This window comes from Endozoicomonas sp. G2_1, assembly GCF_017744155.1.
Classification (GTDB): domain Bacteria; phylum Pseudomonadota; class Gammaproteobacteria; order Enterobacterales; family Alteromonadaceae; genus JAGHQT01.
The window spans coordinates 100,141-122,450 of the sequence record NZ_JAGHQT010000002.1 but is presented as its reverse complement, the minus strand read 5'-3'; the positions used below and the strand labels follow the sequence as shown (position 1 = coordinate 122,450).

The 22,310-nt window shown below is 43.5% G+C and carries 17 protein-coding genes; 8 read left to right on the top strand and 9 right to left on the bottom strand.

Going from position 1 to position 22,310, the window contains the following annotated elements; all coding sequences use genetic code 11:
• Positions 1–52 precede the first annotated feature (52 nt).
• From J7384_RS03530 to fabV, 4 genes are all read left to right on the top strand, one after another.
• Entirely contained in the window at positions 53–631 is a 579-nt protein-coding gene (locus J7384_RS03530) for a TRAP transporter small permease subunit (protein ID WP_348523838.1), read from the top strand.
• Positions 631–2,007 carry a TRAP transporter large permease subunit gene (locus J7384_RS03525; RefSeq protein WP_209111494.1) on the top strand — a complete coding sequence of 459 codons (1,377 nt, stop codon included), beginning with the start codon at positions 631–633 and terminating at the stop codon, positions 2,005–2,007. The genes J7384_RS03530 and J7384_RS03525 overlap by 1 nt, the downstream gene beginning before the upstream one ends.
• A gap of 47 nt (positions 2,008–2,054) precedes the next feature.
• Entirely contained in the window at positions 2,055–3,155 is a 1,101-nt protein-coding gene (locus J7384_RS03520; protein WP_348523837.1) for a TRAP transporter substrate-binding protein, read from the top strand.
• 150 nt (positions 3,156–3,305) lie between these two features.
• Entirely contained in the window at positions 3,306–4,496 is a 1,191-nt protein-coding gene (gene fabV, locus J7384_RS03515; protein ID WP_209111493.1) for an enoyl-ACP reductase FabV, read from the top strand.
• An 81-nt stretch (positions 4,497–4,577) separates the two neighbouring features.
• Here the strand turns inward: fabV and J7384_RS03510 are convergent, their stop codons facing one another.
• The 3 genes from J7384_RS03510 to J7384_RS03500 all read right to left on the bottom strand — a co-directional run bounded on the left by J7384_RS03510 (position 4,578) and on the right by J7384_RS03500 (position 9,034).
• A complete protein-coding gene (locus tag J7384_RS03510) occupies positions 4,578–6,074 on the bottom strand; it encodes a CoA-acylating methylmalonate-semialdehyde dehydrogenase (RefSeq protein WP_209111492.1) in 1,497 nt (498 codons plus the stop codon).
• A gap of 66 nt (positions 6,075–6,140) precedes the next feature.
• Complete coding sequence (locus J7384_RS03505) at positions 6,141–7,301, bottom strand: iron-containing alcohol dehydrogenase (protein ID WP_209111491.1); 1,161 nt, start codon at positions 7,299–7,301, stop codon at positions 6,141–6,143.
• A gap of 92 nt (positions 7,302–7,393) precedes the next feature.
• Entirely contained in the window at positions 7,394–9,034 is a 1,641-nt protein-coding gene (locus J7384_RS03500; RefSeq protein WP_209111490.1) for a BCCT family transporter, read from the bottom strand.
• Positions 9,035–9,369: 335 nt separating this feature from the next.
• Here J7384_RS03500 and gcvA point away from each other — a divergent pair, with 335 nt between their 5' ends.
• The 3 genes from gcvA to J7384_RS03485 all read left to right on the top strand — a co-directional run bounded on the left by gcvA (position 9,370) and on the right by J7384_RS03485 (position 14,556).
• Positions 9,370–10,275 (top strand): transcriptional regulator GcvA, encoded by a 906-nt coding sequence (gcvA, locus tag J7384_RS03495; RefSeq protein WP_209111489.1) that lies wholly within the window; start codon positions 9,370–9,372, stop codon positions 10,273–10,275.
• Between the two features lie 355 nt (positions 10,276–10,630).
• Complete coding sequence (locus J7384_RS03490; protein ID WP_247741606.1) at positions 10,631–13,138, top strand: CoA transferase; 2,508 nt, start codon at positions 10,631–10,633, stop codon at positions 13,136–13,138.
• Between the two features lie 113 nt (positions 13,139–13,251).
• The gene (locus J7384_RS03485) at positions 13,252–14,556 is read left to right on the top strand and encodes a hypothetical protein (protein WP_209111487.1); all 1,305 of its coding nucleotides are present in this window, start codon (positions 13,252–13,254) and stop codon (positions 14,554–14,556) included.
• Between the two features lie 207 nt (positions 14,557–14,763).
• On the opposite strand, the gene J7384_RS03480 is transcribed toward J7384_RS03485, so the two are convergent.
• From J7384_RS03480 to J7384_RS03455, 6 genes are all read right to left on the bottom strand, one after another.
• The gene (locus tag J7384_RS03480) at positions 14,764–15,555 is read right to left on the bottom strand and encodes an MBL fold metallo-hydrolase (RefSeq protein ID WP_209111486.1); all 792 of its coding nucleotides are present in this window, start codon (positions 15,553–15,555) and stop codon (positions 14,764–14,766) included.
• 188 nt (positions 15,556–15,743) lie between these two features.
• Complete coding sequence (locus tag J7384_RS03475; protein ID WP_209111485.1) at positions 15,744–16,526, bottom strand: CsgG/HfaB family protein; 783 nt, start codon at positions 16,524–16,526, stop codon at positions 15,744–15,746.
• 3 nt (positions 16,527–16,529) lie between these two features.
• Positions 16,530–16,982 carry a curli assembly protein CsgF gene (locus J7384_RS03470; RefSeq protein WP_209111484.1) on the bottom strand — a complete coding sequence of 151 codons (453 nt, stop codon included), beginning with the start codon at positions 16,980–16,982 and terminating at the stop codon, positions 16,530–16,532.
• 1 nt (position 16,983) lies between these two features.
• Complete coding sequence (locus J7384_RS03465) at positions 16,984–17,364, bottom strand: CsgE family curli-type amyloid fiber assembly protein (protein WP_209111483.1); 381 nt, start codon at positions 17,362–17,364, stop codon at positions 16,984–16,986.
• A 73-nt stretch (positions 17,365–17,437) separates the two neighbouring features.
• Entirely contained in the window at positions 17,438–18,886 is a 1,449-nt protein-coding gene (locus J7384_RS03460) for a hypothetical protein (RefSeq protein ID WP_209111482.1), read from the bottom strand.
• Between the two features lie 21 nt (positions 18,887–18,907).
• Complete coding sequence (locus J7384_RS03455; protein WP_209111481.1) at positions 18,908–19,387, bottom strand: hypothetical protein; 480 nt, start codon at positions 19,385–19,387, stop codon at positions 18,908–18,910.
• Positions 19,388–19,813: 426 nt separating this feature from the next.
• On the opposite strand from J7384_RS03455, the gene J7384_RS03450 reads away from it, so the two are divergent.
• A complete protein-coding gene (locus J7384_RS03450) occupies positions 19,814–22,309 on the top strand; it encodes a S8 family serine peptidase (protein ID WP_209111480.1) in 2,496 nt (831 codons plus the stop codon).
• Position 22,310: the final 1 nt, after the last annotated feature.

Here is a 22,310-nt window from a genome sequence, read left to right as displayed (position 1 = left end):
GGTATTTGGTACCCAAATAACATGATAATAACAATAATCAGGATCATCAGCAGTGGCCTCACAACAAGTTGTTTCCCCTACATTTTCCCATCCGTTAGTGATCATTGAACGGCTCATCGAATTGATTGGTCGCGGTATTGCGTGGTTAACCTTAGCCATGGTGCTATTGAGCTTTGCGATTGTGGTATTGCGCTATGGCTTCAACCTTGGTTGGGTTGCAATGCAAGAAAGCGTACTGTACCTGCACGGCGTAGTTTTTATGCTCGGCGCCGCATATACCTTACAAGCGGATGGCCACGTTCGAGTCGATATTTTTTATCAACGTTTTTCCGTTAAACAACAAGCTTTAGTCAACTTAATCGGCGGTTTGTTATTGTTGTTACCGGTTTGTTGTTTCATTTTTTACATCAGTTTTGACTATGTGATGGCGTCTTGGTCGATTATGGAAAAGTCGTCAGAAGCTGGTGGTTTACCTTTGGTCTATTTGAATAAGAGTTTGATTTTATTGATGTCGGCGAGTTTGTTTTTACAGGCGTTGGCACACATTAGCCGAGATCTTTGTTTATTGCGTGCCAAACCAAATAAAAGTAAAAGCACAAACACCGAAGTCACTGGCAAGGAGGCGAGCTAATGGAAATAGTTTCATTGTTAATGTTCGCCGCAGTATGTTTAGTTCTGCTAACTGGCTATCCCGTTGCTTTTGCCTTGGCGGGCACTGCATTGCTGTTTGCTGGCGGCGGTATTTTGTTTGGCGTTTTTGAACCTGCTTTTTTATCGGCATTGCCAAGCCGATTATACGGTGTTATCAATAATCAAACCTTGTTAGCTGTACCCTTGTTTGTCTTTATGGGAGCTATGCTAGAGCGCTCAAAAATAGCTGAGAACCTGCTGACTGCCATGTCGATATTGTTTAGTCGCTTCCCAGCAGGTTTAGCGATTTCAGTGACTTTAGTCGGCATGTTATTGGCAGCCAGTACCGGCATTGTTGGTGCAACTGTTGTCACTATGGGCTTGTTGTCGCTGCCAACCATGCTAAAACGCGGCTACAATCCCGCGTTTGCTTCGGGCATTATTTGCGCGACTGGTACCCTTGGCCAAATTATCCCACCGTCAATTGCTTTGGTGTTACTTGGTGATGTTTTATCAAGTGCTTATCAAAAAGCACAGCTAAAAATGGGCATTTTCTCGCCTGAAACTGTCTCGGTTGGCGATTTATTTGCGGGGGCGGTTATTCCCGGTTTAGTGTTAGTGGTTTTATACATCCTTTACGCGCTAACGGTCGCTTGGTTTAAACCAGCGCTGGTGCCAAAGCTTGCGCGCGACATTGGTGACCGTGAACAACTTTCTACAACTAAGTTACTGTCTGCTTTAATGCCACCGTTGCTATTAATTGTCGTGGTGCTTGGTTCTATTTTACTTGGCTTTGCCACGCCAACTGAAGCCGCTGGTGTTGGTGCCATGGGCTCGCTATTACTGGCGTTAGCCCAAAAGCAGCTCAGCAAAACCAATCTACAGGCAGTGATGCAAAGTACGGTTAAGATCACCTCAATGGTCTTTATGATTTTAATCGGTGCGAGTTTGTTTTCGTTGGTGTTTCGCGGTTACGGCGGTGAAGAGTTAGTCAGCGGCTTTTTTGACAATATGCCAGGTGGCGTGTTTGGCGCAACCTTGGTCGTGATGCTGGTGATATTCTTACTCGGTTTTATTCTCGATTTTATTGAAATTACTTTTGTCGTGGTGCCGATTGTTGCGCCAATATTACTGGCGATGGGTTTAGATCCGGTTTGGCTTGGTATTATGATTGCGATTAATTTACAAACGTCATTTTTAACGCCACCCTTTGGTTTTGCTCTGTTTTATTTACGTGGTGTTGCACCTAAATCATTGCCAACCTCAGCAATTTATCGCGGCGTAGTGCCTTTTATTGCGATCCAAGTTATCTTACTCATAGCTTTGGCACTGTGGCCACAAATGGCCACTTGGCTGCCAGATGTTATTTACGGTTAAAGAGAAAATAACTAAAAGAAAAAGAATCAAAACAACAGGAGAGTTTTGTGAACAAAACAACGATTTTTGCTCGACTTGCTTCAGTTTTATTAATGACTAGCGCCCTGTTTGCTTGTGGTGATAAGCAAGCTGACAACAGCCAAGCAGCTGCAACACCAGCTAAAACTTATCAATGGAAAATGGCGACTTCTTGGCCGAAGAATTTTCCGGGGCTTGGTATGGCACCAGAGAAATTTGCCAACTATGTCAACGAAATGAGTGGTGGCCGCTTAACGGTTAAAGTATACGGTGCGGGTGAGTTAGTGCCGGGTTTTGAAGTATTTGACGCCGTCTCACAAGGTACAGTACAAATGGGTCACAGCGGTTCTTATTACTGGAAGGGCAAAATACCGTCATCGCCGTTATTTGGCGCGATTCCCTTTGGCATGACCGCAACTGAACTCAACGCTTGGTTACATTACGGTGGTGGTTTAGCGCTGTGGCAGGAAATGTACAAGCCGTTTGGTATTATCCCGATGGCGGGTGGTAACTCTGGTGCTCAATTCGCTGGTTGGTTCAAAAAAGAAATCAACAGCATGGATGATTTGAAAGGCTTGAAAATGCGTATTCCGGGTCTCGCAGGTGAAGTGTTGAAACGCGCAGGAGCGGTACCAGTAACCTTAACCGGTGGTGAAATATTCCCTGCTTTGCAAAGCGGTGCAATAGACGCTACCGAGTGGGTTGGCCCATACAACGATTTAGCTTTTGGTTTTTACCAAGCGTCGGATTACTACTACTATTCGATTTGGCATGAACCGGGCACTGGGCTTGAGTTTTTAATTAATGAGCAAGCCTTTAATGAACTGCCAAAAGATTTACAAAAAATTGTCGAAGTTGCCGCTCGAGCGGTTAATGAGTCAACCTTAGATGAATACAACGCCCGTAATAACAATGCGCTAAAAGCGTTAGTTGAAAAGCACCAAGTTCAGCTACGAGCATTACCTGCGCCTGTACTGAGTGAGTTGAAAAAAATCACCGCCGAGGTAATGGCAGAGCAAGCGGCTGCGGACCCAGGCTTTGCTAAAGTATGGCAATCGTATAGTGAATTCCACGATTCAATTCGCGAATACCACGACTTAACCCTGAAACAATACTATCAAAACCGCTAATTGAGCGATTTTATTGAAAATTTATTGAAAAGTTGCGCTGCTCGTACCTCTTTGTGGTCAAACAAGAGTAAACTAAGCGCAATTTTTTTATCTTGATAACAAGTAGCGCAGCAAATTGTTGCTGCTACTTTCTAATGAAAAGGTTTTACTATGGTCATCAAACCAAAAATTCGTGGTTTTATTTGTACTAACGCACATCCAGCGGGTTGTGCTGCTCATGTTAACGAGCAAATTGCTTACGTTAAGTCACAGCCACAAGCGGACAGCAAGCCACAAAACGTGTTAGTGATTGGCGCATCAACTGGCTATGGTTTAGCGTCTCGCATTACTGCTGCCTTTGGCAACGGTGCAAAAACACTTGGCGTGTTTTTTGAAAAAGAACCTACTGAAAAGAAAACCGCAAGTGCTGGTTGGTACAACACCGCGGCCTTTCAGCAAGCAGCCGACGAAGCCGGTTTGTGGTCGAAAAACATTAATGGCGATGCCTTTTCTCACGAAATTAAAGCCAAAGCGATTGAGACTATTAAAGCTGAATTAGGCAAAGTTGATTTAGTGATTTACAGCTTGGCATCACCTCGTCGCACGGATCCTGATACCGGTGAAGTGTACTCGTCAACCTTAAAGCCAATTGGTGAAGGGGTTACGACTAAGAATCTAAATACGTCTAAGCGCATTATCGATTCAGTATCGGTTGAAGCAGCCAATGAAGCTGAAATTCAAGGTACTATTGATGTCATGGGCGGCGCTGACTGGGAGCTTTGGATCAAAGCACTGAGTGAAGCAGGTGTGTTAGCTGAAGGTTTCAAAACGACTGCCTACACCTACATTGGTAAAAAGTTAACATGGCCAATCTACGGTCACGCGACTATTGGCCGTGCCAAAGAAGATTTAGACCGTGCAGCGGCTGCTATTAAAGCATCAACTGAAGCACTTAGTGGTCAAGCTTACGTCACTTCACTAAACGCGGTAGTGACACAAGCCAGTTCTGCCATTCCAATTATGCCACTATACATTTCAGCAATGTTTAAAGTGATGAAAGCTGACGGTACTTACGAAGGTTGTATTGAGCAAATTCAAGCCTTGTTTCGTGAAAACCTCTACGGCGAAAGCCCTCGTTTAGACGATGGTGGTCGTTTATTCCAAAACTACAAAGAGCTTGAAGACAGTGTGCAAGATCGCGTACAAGCCATTTGGGATGGCGTTGAGACCGAAACCATTGATGAAATGACGGATTATGTTGGTTACCACCACGAGTTTTTAAAGCTGTTTGGTTTTGATGTTGATGGTGTTGATTACGACGCTGATCTTAGCCCGCTAGCTGAGATTAAACACTTGATCTAATTTTACTTAGTTGCGAATAAGAAAAAGCCGTTATTCAAGGTATTGAATAACGGCTTTTTTATTGTTTAGAGCTTAAGGTGATTATTTCATTGTTGGCATTGAGAACTGAGCACCTTCGCGGATACCCGCTGATGGCCAACGTTGAGTAATGGTTTTGCGCTTAGTATAAAAGCGCACAGCGTCAGGGCCGTATGCGTGCAAATCGCCAAATAGTGAACGTTTCCAACCGCCAAAGCTATGGTAAGCAACTGGCACTGGTAATGGTACGTTAATACCGACCATACCGACTTGGATGTGATCTGAGAAATAACGAGCTGCTTCACCGTCACGGGTGAAAATACAGGTGCCGTTACCATATTCATGGGCGTCGATCAAATCCATTGCTTCTTGCATGGTGTTGACTCGAACAACTTGTAATACTGGACCAAAAATCTCTTCTTTGTAGCTGGTCATTTCTGGCGTGACTTGATCAATTAAGGTGCCGCCAACGAAGAAACCATCAGGGTAGCCATCGACATTTGGCGTGCGACCATCAACAACAATATTCGCACCTTGGCTCTCGGCATGGCTGATATAGCCGACGACCTTGTCGCGATGTGCACCGGTGATGACTGGACCAAAATCGTTGCTGCTATCGGTGTAAGCACCAACTTTTAGGCCTTTCATCGCTTCCGACATTTTCGCTACGAGCGCGTCTGCAGCTTGGTCACCAACAGCAACGGCAACAGAAAGCGCCATACAACGCTCACCTGAAGAACCAAACGCCGCGCCAAGAAGTTGATTTACGGCGTTGTCCATGTCTGCATCTGGCATGACGATAGCGTGGTTTTTGGCACCACCTAGCGCCTGGCAGCGTTTGCCATTGGCATTGGCTGTTTGATAAATGTATTCAGCAATAGGCGTTGAACCAACAAAGCTCACTGCTTTAATACGCTCGTCGTTTAACAAGGTATCTACTGCAACTTTGTCGCCGTTAACAACATTCATAACACCATCTGGCAAACCTGCTTGCTTTAACAATTCAGCGATAAACATGGTTGAACTTGGATCGCGCTCAGACGGTTTTAAGACAAAACAGTTACCACAAGCGATAGCCATTGGGAACATCCACAGTGGTACCATCACAGGAAAGTTAAACGGTGTGATACCGGCAACAACGCCGAGCGGTTGGAATTCACTCCAAGAGTCGATGTTCGGGCCAACGTTTTTGCTGTGCTCGCCTTTTAATAGCTCAGGAATGCCACAGGCGTATTCAACGTTTTCAATACCGCGTTGTAATTCACCAGCGGCATCGTGAGAAATTTTACCGTGTTCTTCACCGATTAATTGGCAGATTTTTTCTGCGTTTTGCTCAAGTAATTCTTTGAACTTGAACATCACGCGTGCGCGCTTGATTGGCGGGGTATTGCGCCATGCTGGGTAAGCGGCTTCTGCTTTGGCAATGGCTTCTTCAACTGTGGCAACCGACGCTAGAGCAACTTCTTTTTCAGCTTGCCCTGTTGCTGGGTTGTATACCGCTTGCTTGCGCTCTGCGTCGTAGACCATTTCGCCGTTGATAAAATGACCAATTGTATTCATTGATGTACTCCAAAATTTAACGTTAATTTTATACTTTTAGCGCTGCCTCTTGGCGCGCTTAAATTCTTAATCCCACAGCGCTTGGTAGAGGGTGACTAGCTCGTCAGCACTGGGCACTTTAGGGTTGTTACCCGGAGAGCCCGAGGCGAGCGCTTGCTCTGCCATGGTTTGGCAAACCGAGAAAAATTCGTCTTTATCAATGCCAAACTGCTCTGGCGTTGGCACAGATAGTTCTTCATTGAGGGCTTTTAATTCAGCCAATAGTTTTTCGTTGGCTTGTTGGTCGTTGTCTTGATGAGAGGCGATGCCCATTGCCCGAGCACAGTCTGCATAGCGCTCTGGCGCTGCAGGAATTGAATACTCGGTAACACTTGGCAATAGCATGGCGTTAGACAAGCCATGTGGTACGTGGAAAAATGCGCCAATTGGTCGGCTCATACCGTGTACTAAGGCAACTGAAGCATTTGAAAATGCAACACCCGCAAGTGTTGAACCCAGCATCATCTGTTCGCGCGCTTGCTTGTCTTCACCGTTGTGATAAGCCTTGCGCAAGTTTGGCGCAATCAGCTTCATTGCCGCAATTGCTTGGGTATCACTGTAGGCATTGGCCTTTTTACTGACGTAAGCTTCCATCGCATGAGTGAGGGCGTCGATACCGGTATCAGCCGTTGTTCGGGCAGGCACACTGATAGTGAGCGTGTAGTCGACCAGTGCAGCAACGGGCATAAAGCCAACCCCGATACAAAGCATTTTTTCATCGCTAGTTTCGTCGGTAATAATGGTGACACGAGTTGCTTCAGAACCGGTACCCGCTGTAGTTGGAATCGCAATCACTGGCAGACCGAGCTCGTTAACAATGCGCGGAAAACGATAGTCTTTCATTTCGCCGCCAAACTTAGCCAGAATCGAAATTGCTTTCGCGCTATCGATAGGGCTACCGCCACCTAGGGCGATAATACAGTCGTAATCACCTGCTTTTGCCATTTCAACACCGGCTTGAATAGAGGCGACTGTTGGCTCAGGCACAGTATCGGAGAAAACATCAAAGGCGAGCTTTTGTTGTTCGAGCACTTTGGCAATGTTATCGACATAACCTAGCTTAACCATCATGTTGTCGGTGACGATTAAGGCACGTGAACAGCCCATACTGGTTAAGATGTTAGGCACTTCCAAACTTGCGTGTTCACCAACTTGCATAATACGTGGAAGAATGATCTGTGAAGACATCTGGTTTTCCTTATTCGAATGACAGCTATGCTCGCGTGTTCGAAGATAGCTGTTGGTAGTTGCGCACTAATGCGCTAATAAATGGTTTGAACTTAGCTAGCAGATTCAGCTGCCGCTTGTTTTTTGCTGCGCTTGTGCGCGTAGCTTTGACCGTACTCTGGCGGTAATGGAATATCGTCAGGCGTGCTCAAGTAAGGCAAGCCGTTATATGGCTCGTCTCGGAACGATTTGTATAAGCCCCAAGTTGTGATGGCTAATACAATTGAGTATGGCAATGCCGCGACAATTGATGCGGTTTGCAGCGCTTTGAGGCCACCTGCAATGAGCAGAACGCCGGCAACAGCACCAATTAACAATCCCCAGAAAATACGCAGTTTCGGTGGTGATTTTTGTTCGCCCATTGATACTAGCGTACAAATTACTAGGGTTGCCGAGTCAGCAGAGGTAATGAAGTAGGTAACTAGCATCACGGTACAGATAATGGCGCCGATAGTGGCAATTGTTGTGCCTAAGTCCATTAACTCCATAGTGACAAATAGTGCGGTAGTAATGTCTTTGTTAACCGCTTCGGTTACGCCACCAGAGCCAAATAACTCGATAAAGATAGCGGTGTTACCAAAGGCAGTAATCCAGAAGGTTGCCAGTAATGTTGGTGCGATTAATACACCTAAAATGAACTCTTTTACAGTACGGCCTTTTGAAATACGCGCGATAAACATGCCAACAAAAGGTGCCCAAGCAATCCACCAGCCCCAGTAAAATACTGTCCACCAGCCTTGCCATTGGCTCTTAGGATCTGGATCAACCCAAAAACCTAATTCAACAGCATTAGTCACGTAGTCACCTAAGTTCGTGGCAAAAGCTCCTAATAAGTAAGCTGTTGGTCCAAGCACGATAAAGAAAGTCAGCATTAATGCGGTAAGACGCATATTTAACTCACTGAGCTTTTTAACGCCTTTATCTAAACCACTTAGCGCAGATAGCGTTGCTAAAACCGAGATCACAGCAATGATCACAACTTGGTTCGTTGAGGAAATATCTACGCCAAACAGGTAATTGATACCGGCATTCATTTGTTGAGCACCGAGCCCGAGCGAGGTTGCAATACCAAACACAGTACCGAAAACTGCCAGTAGGTCTGCCATGTGGCCAATAGGGCCATAAATTTTCTCACCAAAAACAGGGTATAAACCAGAACGGATAGATAACGGTAATCCCTTTCGGTAAGAGAAATAAGCTAACGCCATACCGGTGATGGCAAATAATGCCCAACCGTGTAAGCCCCAGTGGAAGATACTCACGCGCATAGCAATTTGAGCGGCTTCAACGGTTTGCGCTTGTCCTTCGGCAATAAACGGATTGCTTTGGAAGTGATAAATCGGTTCAGCAATACTCCAGAACAAAATACCGATACCGATACCAGCACCAAACAGCATTGAAAACCATGAGAAAAAGCTATAGTCGGGTTTATCGTTATCGTGACCAAGCTTAATACGACCGAAACGGCTAAAGGCGGTATAAACCGAAAGCAGCAAAAAGAAGCTCATTAAAATGATGTAATACCAAGCTAGATCTGTCGCGATAAAACCTTTTGCGGTTTCGTAAACGCCGTTGGCATATTCAGGGTCAATAATCGTAAACAAGACAAAAGCGATGATAATGATCGCTGAGCCTACACTCATTACCGGGTTGGTATTGGCAAAAATACCTTTTTCTAATTTTTTACTGTTCATAGTATCGCTCCGTTGTTGAAACATGGGGGCACGACACTTGTTGTTAACTGGTTGTATTGGCAGGCGACTAGCCTTGTTGCCGTGTTATTTTTGTTATTCATTTTATTATGCTTCGCTCTAGTTAATGATGTTCACTGCAAGGTGAATATCTTCCCAATAGCGACTTTTACGACACGGCGTTATTCTGCTCAGCAGGTCATTTAAGCACAAACAATAAAATTTATGGCTTAGGCATAAAATAATTTATATCTGCGATTTGCTTAGTTGTGTAATACTAAAAAAAAGAGTCGAAGAACTCATATTTAACTATTAACTTATTGTTTATACGGTGTTTTATGAAGAAAAGGTTGCCGCCCTTAAATTGGATTAGGGCGTTTGAGGCGTCTGCCCGACATTTGAGCTTTACCCATGCAGCTCATGAACTAAATCTCACGCAAGCGGCTGTCAGCCAGCAGGTTAAAGGCTTAGAAAGCCAAGTTGGTTGCTTGTTATTTCGTCGTTTACCAAGGGGCTTGGAACTTACCGACGCAGGTGCCGCCTATTTACCCGCAGTACACGATTCCGTTGAGCGCTTGACGGTGGCAACTGAAGAGATTTTTGGTCACGGCCGCGCTAGTTTGTTGACGATTAAAGTCAATATGGTGTTTTTTACTAAGTGGCTTGCACCGCGTTTAAAAACCTTCAGAAAATTACATCCCACTATTAATTTGCGGTTAACCGGTAATATCTGGGTCAACGAAGTTGAGCGAGAAAATAAACTAGATTGCGATTTAGAAATTCGCTATGGCAAAGGCCAATGGCAAGGAATGCAAAGCGATCGATTAACGTGGGACGAATTGTTTCCGGTTTGCAGCCCTGAGTATCTGGCAGAGCACCCGATAACAGAGCAATCTTTTGATTTATCGCAGCACACTCTATTGCATGTTATGGGGTACGAAGAAGGTTGGGGCCATTGGTTAAGTAAAGCAGGCTATAAAGATATGAGATCAAATCAAGGTTTTCATATGGATACATTAGTCACGGCTTTAGAGTTAGCGGTATTAGGTCAAGGCATTGCTTTGGGACGCACCAGCTTGGTTCGGGATCTTATTGATTCAGGTAAACTAGTGACACCATTTGAGACCAAAGTTGCCACTGATGAGGCATTCCATCTGGTTTATCCTAACTCCCATGTCGAACATCGAGATGTCGAAACATTTCGCCAATGGTTGTTGAGCGAAGTATCCGCCACCGCTATCTAAAACTCTAGTCAAAAATAAAATGTTACTATCTCAAGCGCTTTGCTGTTTTTCAGTAAAGCGCTTTTTGTTTTTCCCATTTATTTAATCTTCCTATTTATCAGCCCTTTATTTTACTTGCTATAGCGAGTCATAAAAAAAATAGCATCAAAGATAACGTTTTTATTGCTGGTCAGTTTTTTTCGAGACTTTATGATGTTCTCGCTTAACAAATTTGAAAGACAATTACTCAGTTTTCAAATGAGCTAATTAATTAATAACGACTTTTACGACACACAACATTAATACTTTTCGCGGCGTTAGCGGCGACAAGTTAAAAGTCAGAACTAATTAAATAGAGTGAGAAAATACATTGAGTATGAAAGCAAATTTACCATTAATCGGTGTTCGAGTTATCGATTTTGGTCAGCAAATAGCTGGGCCTGCGGTCGCCATGATTTTGGCCGATCTCGGGGCAACTGTGATTCATATTGATCCTCCAACAGGGCCAACGTGGAAAAGTCCTGCCAATGCTATTTTGAATCGGAACAAAACCACCGTAAATATCGACCTAAAAACAGATCAAGGCTTGGCGCAAGCCCATACCTTGATTAAGCACGCCGATGTTGTTTTAGAAAATTTCCGCCCTGGTGTTATCAAACGCTTGGGGATTGATTTTGAACAGCTGCGTAAAGAACGCCCTGAGCTTATTACCATTTCACTGCCCGGATTTGCCAGCAATGATGAGCTGCGTAGTCAATGGAAAGCCACCGAAGCCATTATCGCCGCCAACTCTGGCGCATTTACCGACATGGGCTTTAACCGAGTATTAATGGGCTTAGATCCTAGCTTCTCGCCATTGTCATTGGGGTCTGCTTATGCAACCGCTATGGGCGCGAGCTCAGTAGTCGCGGCATTATTTGCGCGCGAGAATCTTGGTCTTGGCGATCACATTGAAGTACCTGGCGTTGCCGCACTGATGGAAGGCTTATCTTACAACTCTATCGTGATTGAAGACTTGCCTGAACGCTATTTAACCATGCGCGAGCACGAAATCAATTATCGCAAAGAAAACAACTTGCCGATGGATGTCAGCTACGAAGAGCTACAAGAGTACTTAGACCCGTTTTATCGCACCTATGAGTGTAAAGACGGTCGTTTTTTCTATGCGGTATGCCCCTCCCATCGCAATCACGCCAAGCGTTGCCTACAAGTGATGGGCTTATATGAAGAATTATTGGCCAAAGGTTTTCCGGAGGTGAATAATCTGCATTTACCGATTAGCGAATGGGATGGCGAAACCTCTATTGGTTTTTATCCGTTGCCGAAAAAGTGGGCCGATATCATTTCTGCAAAAATGAAAAAAGTGTTCTTGACCAAAACATCGTCAGAATGGGGTGTTATTTTTGGCGAAGGGCAAATTCCTGGCGCGCCACATCGCACTACTCAAGAGTGGGTAAACAGTCAGCACTGTGCTGATGCTGGTTTGATTGTTGAAGTTGACGATCCTGAATACGGCGTAATGAAGCAGCCGGGGCCAATTGTTTGGTTAGAAGAATCAGCAGAGCAAATGTTGACGCCTAGACCACGGGTTACAGTAAACTTTGAACTTGCTTTAGCCGAGCTATTAGACGTTGAAGAAACAGAACAAGTTACGCGACCTACGGGAAGTGAAATTATTCACAACAACGATCAACCCTGGCTTGAGGGAGTAAAAATCCTCGATTTAACCAATGTTATTGCAGGGCCTCATTCAGCGGCATTTTTAAGCCGATTTGGTGCTCAAGTCACTAAGCTTGATCCAGTAACACCTATGTATGATCCGCTTATTGGCACCTTGTTTAGCTTCCAAACCAATATCGGTAAAAAGAGTGCATTGGTTGATATTACCACAGAGCAGGGCAAGGCTATTTTTCACCAACTAGTTAAGTCGGTAGATTTAGTGTTAATCAATGCTCCGGAACGTCAGATGGTGCCATTGGGTTTAGATGAAGCGAGTTTACAAGTGCTTAATCCAGGGGTTCTATTCTGTCGCTTAGATTGTTTAGGCGGTCCAACTCGCGGTTCGAAAACTGATTACATTGGCTACGACGATATTATTCAAGCCAATAGCGGTATTATGAGTCGTTTTGGTGGCCCTCAAACACCGGAAGAGCATGCTCACCTTGGCACGCTTGACGTAAACTGTGGTTTTGCTGGTGGTTTAGGCATGGCGCTAAGCCTCTATCACAAAAAACGCACCGGTAAACACAGCAGGGCACGTACCTCGTTATCAGCAGCAGCTAACCTAGCGCAAATTAAATTTGCTTATGATTATGACGGCCGCGCGCCATTTGATGAACCTTCCGGTCGCGAAGCCTTAGGTAATCACGATTTATCTCACTTCTATGCTACTGAGCAAGGCAGCTTGTTTATTGACTCTAATGAACAAGAGTTAAGTTTATTAGAACAAGTACCAGGTCTTGCAGGAGTTAGCGTTGCAGAAGATAAAAAGGCGTTTTTAAGCCAAGCGTTTGCCAAAGACAGCGCCGATAACTGGGCATTGGCATTGCGAGAAAAAGGTATAGCTGCAGTTCGCTCAACTGGCATCGAAGAACTTCGCGAGCGTTACACTCGACCTGCAGACGGCAAAATGGGCATTGATTTAGGCAGTTATGCCTTTTCTTGCTACGCCGACCATCCAAGCGGTCATTCAGTGACTATTATTGATCACTACTCAATTAGGCCGTCGAGAGCGAAAATTATTGCGCAAACACCAACCGAGCGATTTGGACATTCGACTACTGAGATTATTGCAAGTCTCGGCTATAATGAACAACAAATTGCTACCATGCTTAATGACAACATTATCGGTACAGGCTGGGGTAAGGAATATCTACCGAGTTAGGCGTAACTTGTTACCCTGTGTTGTCATAAGCTGTAACATTGTTATATCGGGATGATTGCACAGGGTGTTGAATAATAATGACACTGAATAAATACAATAACAGGGGAAACAACATGAGACTTTCAACACTCACACTGGCATTAGTGGCGACGTTTTCAGCTGCCAGTTACGCTGAGCAAGCTGAGTTGTCAGAGCTAGAGCAATTAAAACAAGAGTTACAGGCAATTAAAGACAAATTGGCGAAAACTGAGGAGTTGATTGCCAGAAGTGAAGAAATACTGGCAAAAACTCAAGAAAAAGCAGCTAAAACTGAAGAAAAAGTGACTAAAAATGAAGAGGTTTTAGCTAAAAACGAGGCTGAAAAAGCTAACCAAGTAAAAGTTGGTGGTGCAGTTCGCTTTCAATACGGGGTAAAAGATTACGACGCTGACGACAGAGATCGTGTCGGTGACTTCGACTTTGACGTTTTTCGCTTAGACTTTAACGGCAATGCTGGCGATATTATTTTTTCAGCGCAATATCGCTGGTATCAGTACATGGATACTATTCACCACGCCTACCTTGGTTATCAGTTCAACGAACATTGGCAAGGACAAGTGGGTATTTCACAAGTGCCATTTGGCAACTTAACTTGGAACTCTAATAGCTTCTTTTTCAGTACGGCCTTCTACGTAGGTTTAGAAGACGATTACGATGCTGGTTTGAAGTTTATGGGACGCTACGATAATCATGATATTCAATTGGCATTCTATAAAACTGATGAATTGGGCGGTATTGACGGTTTTGTCAGTGATCGCACCAGTCGTTATTCTTACGATATTGTTGGTGCGCGTTCAGCAGGCGAGGGCACATTTGATGCGCCGGGTACAGCCTTAGCTGAAGATAGCACCATTAACGCGCGTTACTCGTATCACTTTGACCATGCTGAAGTTGGTGTTTCATTGATGTCTGGTGATATTGAGGGTACTGCCGGTTCTGCTGGTGACCGAAGCGCATATGCGTTTCACGTTAAAGGTCAACTCGATAACTTCGGCTTGTTGTTACAATATACTGATTACGAGTACGACTTAGACGATGGCACTGAGTTATTGACCGTTGGCGCATACAGCTTCTACGATACTATTCCAACAGGAGCAACGCTATACAACATGAGCTTGACCTATTCAATGGATGTTAACTGGGGACCAGTGAGCAACTTGAAGTTTTATAACGACTACAGCTTAATGACGGATAAATCAGGTGGTTTAACTGAAGATACTTTTATGAATGTACTAGGTGTTCAAGTGACTTCAGGCAACCTTTACACGCTGATCGATTTAGCCTCGGGTAAAAACCAGCCGTTTATTGGCGGTTCGTTAGCGGGTGAAGCCGATGATACCAATACTCGACTCAACATTAACTTTGGTTACTATTTCTAAGGTGAGCTAATCACCTTTATATTGGTGTAATAAAAACGCTAGTCAGTGGGCAACTGACTAGCGTTTTTTTGTGGTTAATTTTTATTGACTATGTTCTCGTTAAATGTGATTACAAAAAATAACTCATTAATATTCAATGGATTATTTATTTTAGTAGGGGACGTTGTTTGTACCTACCAAGGGTAAACGTATTACTTGAACAGCTTGTTACATGCCTTCTTCTTTTTCAATTAGTGTAATTGTTCTTTCTATAAATTTTTTGAAAGCTTTTTCAGGTACGAAAGGCGACTTTTTACTTACATTGAATTTTTCTAAAACATTCTTAACCTGTTGGTTTTTTCTAATGCTTTCAACATTCCAACCCTCTCGGTGAAGGTCTCGAATTATATTTACCCACTTGAAAGTATTTTCCCTAAATACATGAAGTGCTGGTTTATGCGCTGGAGAGCCATGACCGGGTATTATCAAACTCTGATCGTCCCCTAAATTTAAGATAGTATTTATTGCATTCTCAAAGCCTTCAATACCACCTGAATAAAATGTAGGGTGCCAGCTAGCATCGAAAACATCACCGACAAATATAATGTTACTTTTTTCATGGTAATAGACATAGTCTTCTGGTGAATGAGAGTTGACTTTGATACGGGTGATCCCATTTAAGTCAAATTTATCTTCAACAAGCGTAGCACCGTGTTTTATGAAATAGTCATTTCCACCTGTGTGATCAGAATGTTGGTGAGTATTCAAGATTAAAGTATTTGTAGTACCATAAATAGACCGAATTACTGTATCCAATTCAGCTAAGTGATTTTTGCCAGCCATAGGATCAATTAACACCACATCATCTTCTAACGATATTAGTCCAATATTTGTTCCGTAGCCTTTTCCACTCAGAATATGCACATTTTCGGAAATTCTTTCCAAATTAATATTGCTTGATAAGGCAGTAAAACTTGATATCAATAATAAAGCTGCGGTCAATATTTTTAAATTTGTCAAAACAAACCCTTCTATACGGTGTCAGCTATTTATTAGCATGTAACAGTATACTATGTAGACGTCTCAGTAATATCCGTCTACGAATATACCTTTAAATTATCATAAACCTCCGGTAATTCAATTTACTATGGCAACAAGTTGCGCCACCCTATACAGTAGCAACAATTAACAAGAGCGTGGCCTTTTTATTAACTGGTTTGCGGGCGCCAAACGCCTTTCTCAATGCCTTTTAAAATTAGATCAGCGACTGCTTTTTCTATGGTCTGGGTGACGCAAACATGCATAGGCTCATTAGTTGAATACCCCATTTCAGCCTCGGCTAAGCGTTTAAAACTGACGTAGCGAAACAGCCCAGCTCTAACTTCTTTACTCAGCACTTTTTTGCTCGTCGACACCGATACTAATACTTGACCTGTGCGGACATCAATCGCGCGCATATAAACCGCAATTTGGTCTTCTCGATAGAGTTCAGAGGCGTTAATGCCAAAGTATTCAGCGCCAAAACCACCAGTTTTTATATTCGAGTCATAGCTGATAATGCCGCCTTCTAAAATAATTTTGGCTGTGGTTAACGGAGGTAAATCTTTACTTTGATCACCAGCGTTGTTGGCTTGTAGTGCCGCTCTGGTTATTTTTCGCTCGGTTAAAATATTTTGTAAGCCCTCGCGCTCAACCGGCAAAAACCAATCAGACTCACTCAATGTTTGCACTAATATTGAGTTGGCACCTTGAGTAACCGCCGTTGAAAAAGAACTGACGTTAGCTTGAGGTTTGTACTGTCCTGTTTGATCGCGAAAAGAATATACTGAGACTGGAATCGCGCCTTTGGGCTTAGGCAATGCTTGTAATTCACTAAGTGTTGCTGATGGCGCGATGGTAATAGCAGAAGATTGCGCAGGTGGTATTAAATTTTGTACTTGTGCGCAAGCAGATAGCAATATGGTCATTAAAATAGTAATAATTGTTTTCATAGCTTAACCAAATCTCGGTACTTCGATAATGGTCACTTCGCCGGTATCGGTATTTGTAATTTGTACGGTGATGCTGTCACTTGAACTGGTAATAATTTGAATTTCGTAGCCTTCGCTAGTAAACGTCGCGTCTTGTCCAAATATACTGGGATCACAGCTTGGGTTAGTAGCAGGATCACAAGCATCGCCAAAGGCTAGGTCGGTGATTTCTCGTACCATGCGGTTGATTGACGCTCGCTCAAGGGAGTCCTGAAAACGCTCGCCGTAACTTTTTTCAGACACAGGCGCTCGGTGTTTGTTTTGCGCTTGTGCTTTGCTCAGTAAATAGCTGCCGTTGAGTGGGCTGCCGCCAAAACTCGGGTTTATTGGTGTGTAAACTAATTCTGTAGCGCTACTGATAAAAGTGGGTAAAAAGGCGAGTGAGAATACTGTGCATAGTGCGATTGTTTTTTTCATATTACCATCCGTTTGTTGCAATATCTGGACTACTGCTGTTGTGTTGGTTCTCAACCATAGCTTCAATCAAGGTAAACATTGCCTGTTCAACTCTTTCCATAATCGGCGTTTGGCGACGACCCATATAAGTGACGTAAATCACTTTGCCATTCATGATTAAATTGAGTTTAGTGCCAGAACGCGGAATCACTTGTTCGGTGATGTGAACATTTATCCCTTCTGAGTTGGGCAAGTCTTGCCAAAGCTGTGAAAACTTCAGGGCAAATTCGTGACCTTGACGACTAATCGTACTGTCGAGTAGCAAGCCACCGATCTCTAAATCGTCAGCGAGAGCGTTAAAAACGCAGAGGTATAGCAGTAGTGTTGTTATTATAGTTTTCATTGCGATAGTGAGAGTAAAAAGGGGGCTTATTGAAATCCGTTTATAAGCCCCAATGCTGCAACTCTGTGGTAGATTACTGTTGAACGATAGTGGCGGTGTTCCAGTTACCTACTTGAGTGATAGCAATACTGCCTGAGTCACTGATGACAGAACCCTCAACAATGTTGCCATTACCCGTTTGACTAATGCTTAAGTTAACGTTGGCACCGCCGATTAACATTGGCGCGCCAGCCGCACCGGTCACTAAGTTTTCGTCGCCGATTTGCGCGATATCAATTGTATGGTTGCTACCTTCAATCATAATGTCTAACGCATTTAAGTCGCCGTCTTGAACAATATCAACGGTATTGAAATTGCTGTCGAGAATGCTGCTGATACCAATAACAGCATCGTTAGCTTCACCAGATTGGTTGACGTTTATTTCACTGTTGTTTGTGGTTAATTGCGTGTCTTCGATTGATGCTTCGACAACCGTGACATTTTCGTCACCTGATTGAATAACATTAATGTCGTTTTGGAAGCCGTTGAAGTTAACTAAATGTGACTCGTTTAAGCTACCTGTTTGAACGACGCTAAAGTCATTTTCAGTACCGATAACACCTACGTATGAGCTGTTTTCGTCGCCTGCTTGAGTCACGTTAAACTCGTTACTGTCGCCGATAGCTTCAAATGTAGAGGTATTGCTATCGCCAATTTGCGTTAATGTGACTTCGTTGTCTGAACCGGTAAAAACACCTGATTCAGCGGTATTGCGGTTGCCGTCTTGGTCGATTTCGATATCGTTATTGTCACCAATAATCGCTGTCACAGTAATTCGGTTACGCTCACCTTCTTGCTCTACTGACAGCTCGTTATTATTACCCTCAATATCGGTAAAACGAGCAACACTGAAGTAACCGTCTTGTTCAACTTCGATAGTGTTGCTATCGCCAGTGACTTTCGTTAAATGAATTTCGTGCCATTCACCGGTTTGACTCGTTTCAACTGTGTTTCCATTACCTTCCATTTCTCGGTTGAAAGCAAAGTGGCCACCGTCGCCTTGGGTCATATTAATATCGTTATCGTCTCCGACAACTGTGTTAACGATGGCGTTGCCGATACCGAGGTAACCATCGCCTTCTTGGCTAATTTCAACATTGTTATTGTTGCCAGTTACTGAGCTGCGGGTGTCGTTGCCTTCCCCCGATTGGTTAACAACTTGGCTATTACCTTCACCGATACTTGTGATGATAGCGACATTTTCAGTACCGGTTTGATCAGCAGTGACATCGTTATTTTCGCCGGTTAATGTCACATTTAAGCCATTAACATCTCCGTCTTGGCTTAAACTTACTTCGTTGCCGATAATCGCATCGTCACCTGAAGTTTGAGATAACAAGATGACATTACCCGTTGCATCTGCCATAAAATCGCTTTGTACATGCTGGTTTGCATCTTTGATGTCGTCGTTGGCGTATGCTGTTTGTTGTGCGCTTAATGCTAGTACTATCGCACAGGCGATTGTTGTTTTATTCGTTTTCACTTTGTTCTCCAACGTAGATCATTAATATTGTGTGACATTAACGACCATATCATTTCCTATTTGATGAACTGTAAAACCTTGTTCACCGTCCTGTTTTATATTGGCGATATTGGCGTCACCAACTTGCACTACCTCTGCCCAATTGTCGTCACCGTGTTGAATGACTTCGATAGTATTACCATCGCCAAGTTGAGTGAGTATTGCTGAATTGTTGAAGCCATCTTGGCTAATGAATAGTTGGTTAGCCGAGTCTGCCTTTTGACTGAGCGTTGCTTTGTTATAAACACCGTATTGGCTAATGACTATTGATTGTCCTTCGCCGCCACTGGGGGTGGTAATCGTCGTTGTTAAACTCAAAGATAACTGAGAGTCTGTTAAGTCAGTGCCAGCAACTAAATCTTGTTGGCCATAAACACTGCTAGATAAAGCGAAACTCGCAACACTTAGTTGTGTAATAAGCGCGTTAAGTAATGATTTTTGAGTAAAGCTTTTATTTAGCAAGGTTATTGTCCTTAATGTTTAATTGTTAACACTTGGTTGCATTTACAACGTTAATTGTTAACGTAATTTAAACCTATCACCTAAAATTATTATTTTTTATTTTTTTATATTTATCAGTGTTTTACGTTTTTTTAGGTGGTGTTTTTAGGCCTGGCTGTATTTTTGTAGCACTAAAGTATTATTAAAAAGCGAAGCCCGACTGGTTTGCCGTTAATTATTTTCTATCACCAAAAAGTATTATTTAGTCGTTAAAAACTAAGCAAAAAGTCGTGTTTTTAGGCTTTTGCTAGTAATTTTGTTTTTTGTATGGTTAAAGTAAATGTGTTGCATAAATACAGTCGTTGAATAACTCGTGAAATTGAGAACCTGTTTTTGGACTAGAAGGTGACTTCTAGAAAACTAAACTCTTTTAAAATAGGTTTTAATATGAAACATAAATTATCGGCAATCGCGCTAGCTATAGCGCCCGCTATGGCAACTGCTTCAGTTGATATTTCTTCAGACACTAGGGTAAAAGCTGAAGAAAACTCAATCATGGTTATCTACAAAAAAGGCGTTTCTAAGTTCGAGCGTAGCAGCGTAAGAAGTATCGTTAGAGCGCAAGTTTCTGATTTCAACAAAGATGAAGTTGACGATAAGTACCAACACATTTTGAACGGACGTTTGGCCAACTTTAAACTCGATAAAATGTCGAGTAAGCAGGCGTTAGAAAAGTTAAAAAATCATCCAGCAGTGTTATACGCAGAACCAGATTACATTGTTAAAGCGGCAACAACACCAAACGATACGCGCTTTGATGAGTTGTGGGGATTGAATAATACCGGCCAAACCGGTGGTTCAGATGATGCCGATATTGATGCGGTTGAAGCTTGGGATATCAGTACTGGTAGTCGTGACGTTGTTGTTGGTGTAATTGATACGGGTGTCGATCACAGTCACTCTGATTTAAATGCCAATATGTGGGTTAACTCAGGAGAAATTGCCGGCGATGGTATCGATAATGACAACAATGGTTATATCGATGACATTTATGGTATCAACGCCATTACTGATAGCGGTGACCCTATGGATGACAACGGCCATGGTACCCATGTTGCCGGTACGATTGGCGCAGTTGGTGACAATAATGAAGGTGTTGTTGGCGTTAACCAGGAAGTGTCAATTGTTGGCTGTAAGTTTTTAGATGCTTCAGGTTCTGGCTCAACATCAGACGCATTAAAGTGTATTGATTACATGGTTGGTTTGCGCAACAACGGTGTTAACCTGCGCGTGCTGAATAACAGTTGGGGCGGTGGCGGTTTCAGCCAAGCCTTATCTGACGCTATTACTTCCTCAGAGCAAGCGGGTATTTTATTCGTTGCAGCTGCCGGTAATAGTGCTTCAGATAATGATGTCACACCTAGTTATCCTGCAAGTTATGAACACGATAGCGTTGTTGCTGTTGCAAGTACAACACACACCGATGCAATGTCTGGTTTTTCTCAGTACGGTGCCAATAGTGTTGATTTAGGTGCTCCTGGTTCGGCAATTTTATCGACTTGGCCGGGCGGTGGTTACAACTCTATTTCAGGGACTTCGATGGCAACTCCACATGTTGCCGGTGCTGCAGCACTTGCGTTAGCGGTTAACCCAAGCTTAACTACTGCCGAGCTAAAAGCGCTGTTGATGAATAGCGGTGACGATAATGCTGATTTAACTGGACGCACGGTTTCGGGTAAGCGCTTAAATGTTAACCAAGCACTTATAGATGCCGATCCAACCCCTGGCTTTAGATTCTCTGCAACTCCTCGTCAGGTTACACTAGTTGCAGGTGAAACAGCATCATATAGCTTTGATGTCGGTTCTATCGCTGACTGGAGTGGAGATATCTCGCTGACCGTAGCAGGTACTTTAGAGGGAGCAAGTTTATCATCAGCAACAGTCGAACCGGGTGATACTTTTACTCTATCAGTACCGACAACGGCTGAAACTGCTTGGGGCGAGTACAGCTTTACGGTAACAGGTACCAGTGGTGATTTAGTTAAAGAGCAAACGGTATCTCTGTATGTTAACCCTCAAGGTTTAACTGACTTTACTTATAGCAATAACACCAGCGTTGCCATTCCGGATAACGATGCTGAAGGTATTAGTTCAGTCATTAATGTTGCCGACGAGATTACTATTTTTGATACCGCAACATTTGTAGATATTAAGCATACATACATCGGTGATTTAACCGTTAGTTTGACATCACCAGCAGGAACTACTGCCGTGTTACATAGCAGAGCCGGTGGTGGTGCTGATGATATTAGCCAAACATTTAATTCATCGAGCTTTAACGGTGAAATTGCAACGGGCGGCTGGACCTTAACAGTGGTTGATTCAGCCAATGTTGATACCGGTACTTTGAACAGCTGGCAAATGACCTTTACTGGTCTTGGCGAAGTAGCTCCTGTCGCTCCTGTTGCTGACTTTAGTTTTGTGCCAGAAGGGTTATCAGTTAACTTCACTGATGGCAGTAGTGATAGTAATGGTGATATTGTTAGTTGGGCATGGGACTTCGGTGATGGTGCGGGCTCAGCTGAACAAAACCCTAGTCATACTTATGCTCAGTCAGGCAGCTACGACGTAACTTTAGTCGTGACTGACAGTGAAGGGCGCACCGATACTAAAGTGCTCAGTGTTGATGTTTCTGATGCAAACATCGAACTGTCAGTAGCAAGAGCTTACAAGTCTCGTTTAGGTCGATTGCGTGTTGATATTGAATGGCAAGGCACAAGCGCTGAAACAGTCGATATTTATCGCAACGGTGTCAAGATTGATACAGTAAACAATACTGGCATTTATCGCGATCGCGAACGACGTATTCAAGGCAGTGAATTTACCTATTCAGTGTGTGACGCGTCAACTGCATGTTCAAACGACGTAACGGTTAACTTCTAAT

What these genes read in the sequence shown, in the direction of transcription:
- J7384_RS03525 (WP_209111494.1), top strand. Translation starts at nt 631, where the DNA reads ATGGAAATAGTTTCATTGTTAATGTTCGCCGCAGTATGTTTAGTTCTG.
- fabV (WP_209111493.1), top strand. Translation starts at nt 3,306, where the DNA reads ATGGTCATCAAACCAAAAATTCGTGGTTTTATTTGTACTAACGCACAT.
- J7384_RS03510 (WP_209111492.1), bottom strand. Translation starts at nt 6,074, where the DNA reads ATGAATACAATTGGTCATTTTATCAACGGCGAAATGGTCTACGACGCA.
- J7384_RS03505 (WP_209111491.1), bottom strand. Translation starts at nt 7,301, where the DNA reads ATGTCTTCACAGATCATTCTTCCACGTATTATGCAAGTTGGTGAACAC.
- J7384_RS03500 (WP_209111490.1), bottom strand. Translation starts at nt 9,034, where the DNA reads ATGAACAGTAAAAAATTAGAAAAAGGTATTTTTGCCAATACCAACCCG.
- gcvA (WP_209111489.1), top strand. Translation starts at nt 9,370, where the DNA reads ATGAAGAAAAGGTTGCCGCCCTTAAATTGGATTAGGGCGTTTGAGGCG.
- J7384_RS03490 (WP_247741606.1), top strand. Translation starts at nt 10,631, where the DNA reads ATGAAAGCAAATTTACCATTAATCGGTGTTCGAGTTATCGATTTTGGT.
- J7384_RS03485 (WP_209111487.1), top strand. Translation starts at nt 13,252, where the DNA reads ATGAGACTTTCAACACTCACACTGGCATTAGTGGCGACGTTTTCAGCT.
- J7384_RS03475 (WP_209111485.1), bottom strand. Translation starts at nt 16,526, where the DNA reads ATGAAAACAATTATTACTATTTTAATGACCATATTGCTATCTGCTTGC.
- J7384_RS03470 (WP_209111484.1), bottom strand. Translation starts at nt 16,982, where the DNA reads ATGAAAAAAACAATCGCACTATGCACAGTATTCTCACTCGCCTTTTTA.
- J7384_RS03465 (WP_209111483.1), bottom strand. Translation starts at nt 17,364, where the DNA reads ATGAAAACTATAATAACAACACTACTGCTATACCTCTGCGTTTTTAAC.
- J7384_RS03450 (WP_209111480.1), top strand. Translation starts at nt 19,814, where the DNA reads ATGAAACATAAATTATCGGCAATCGCGCTAGCTATAGCGCCCGCTATG.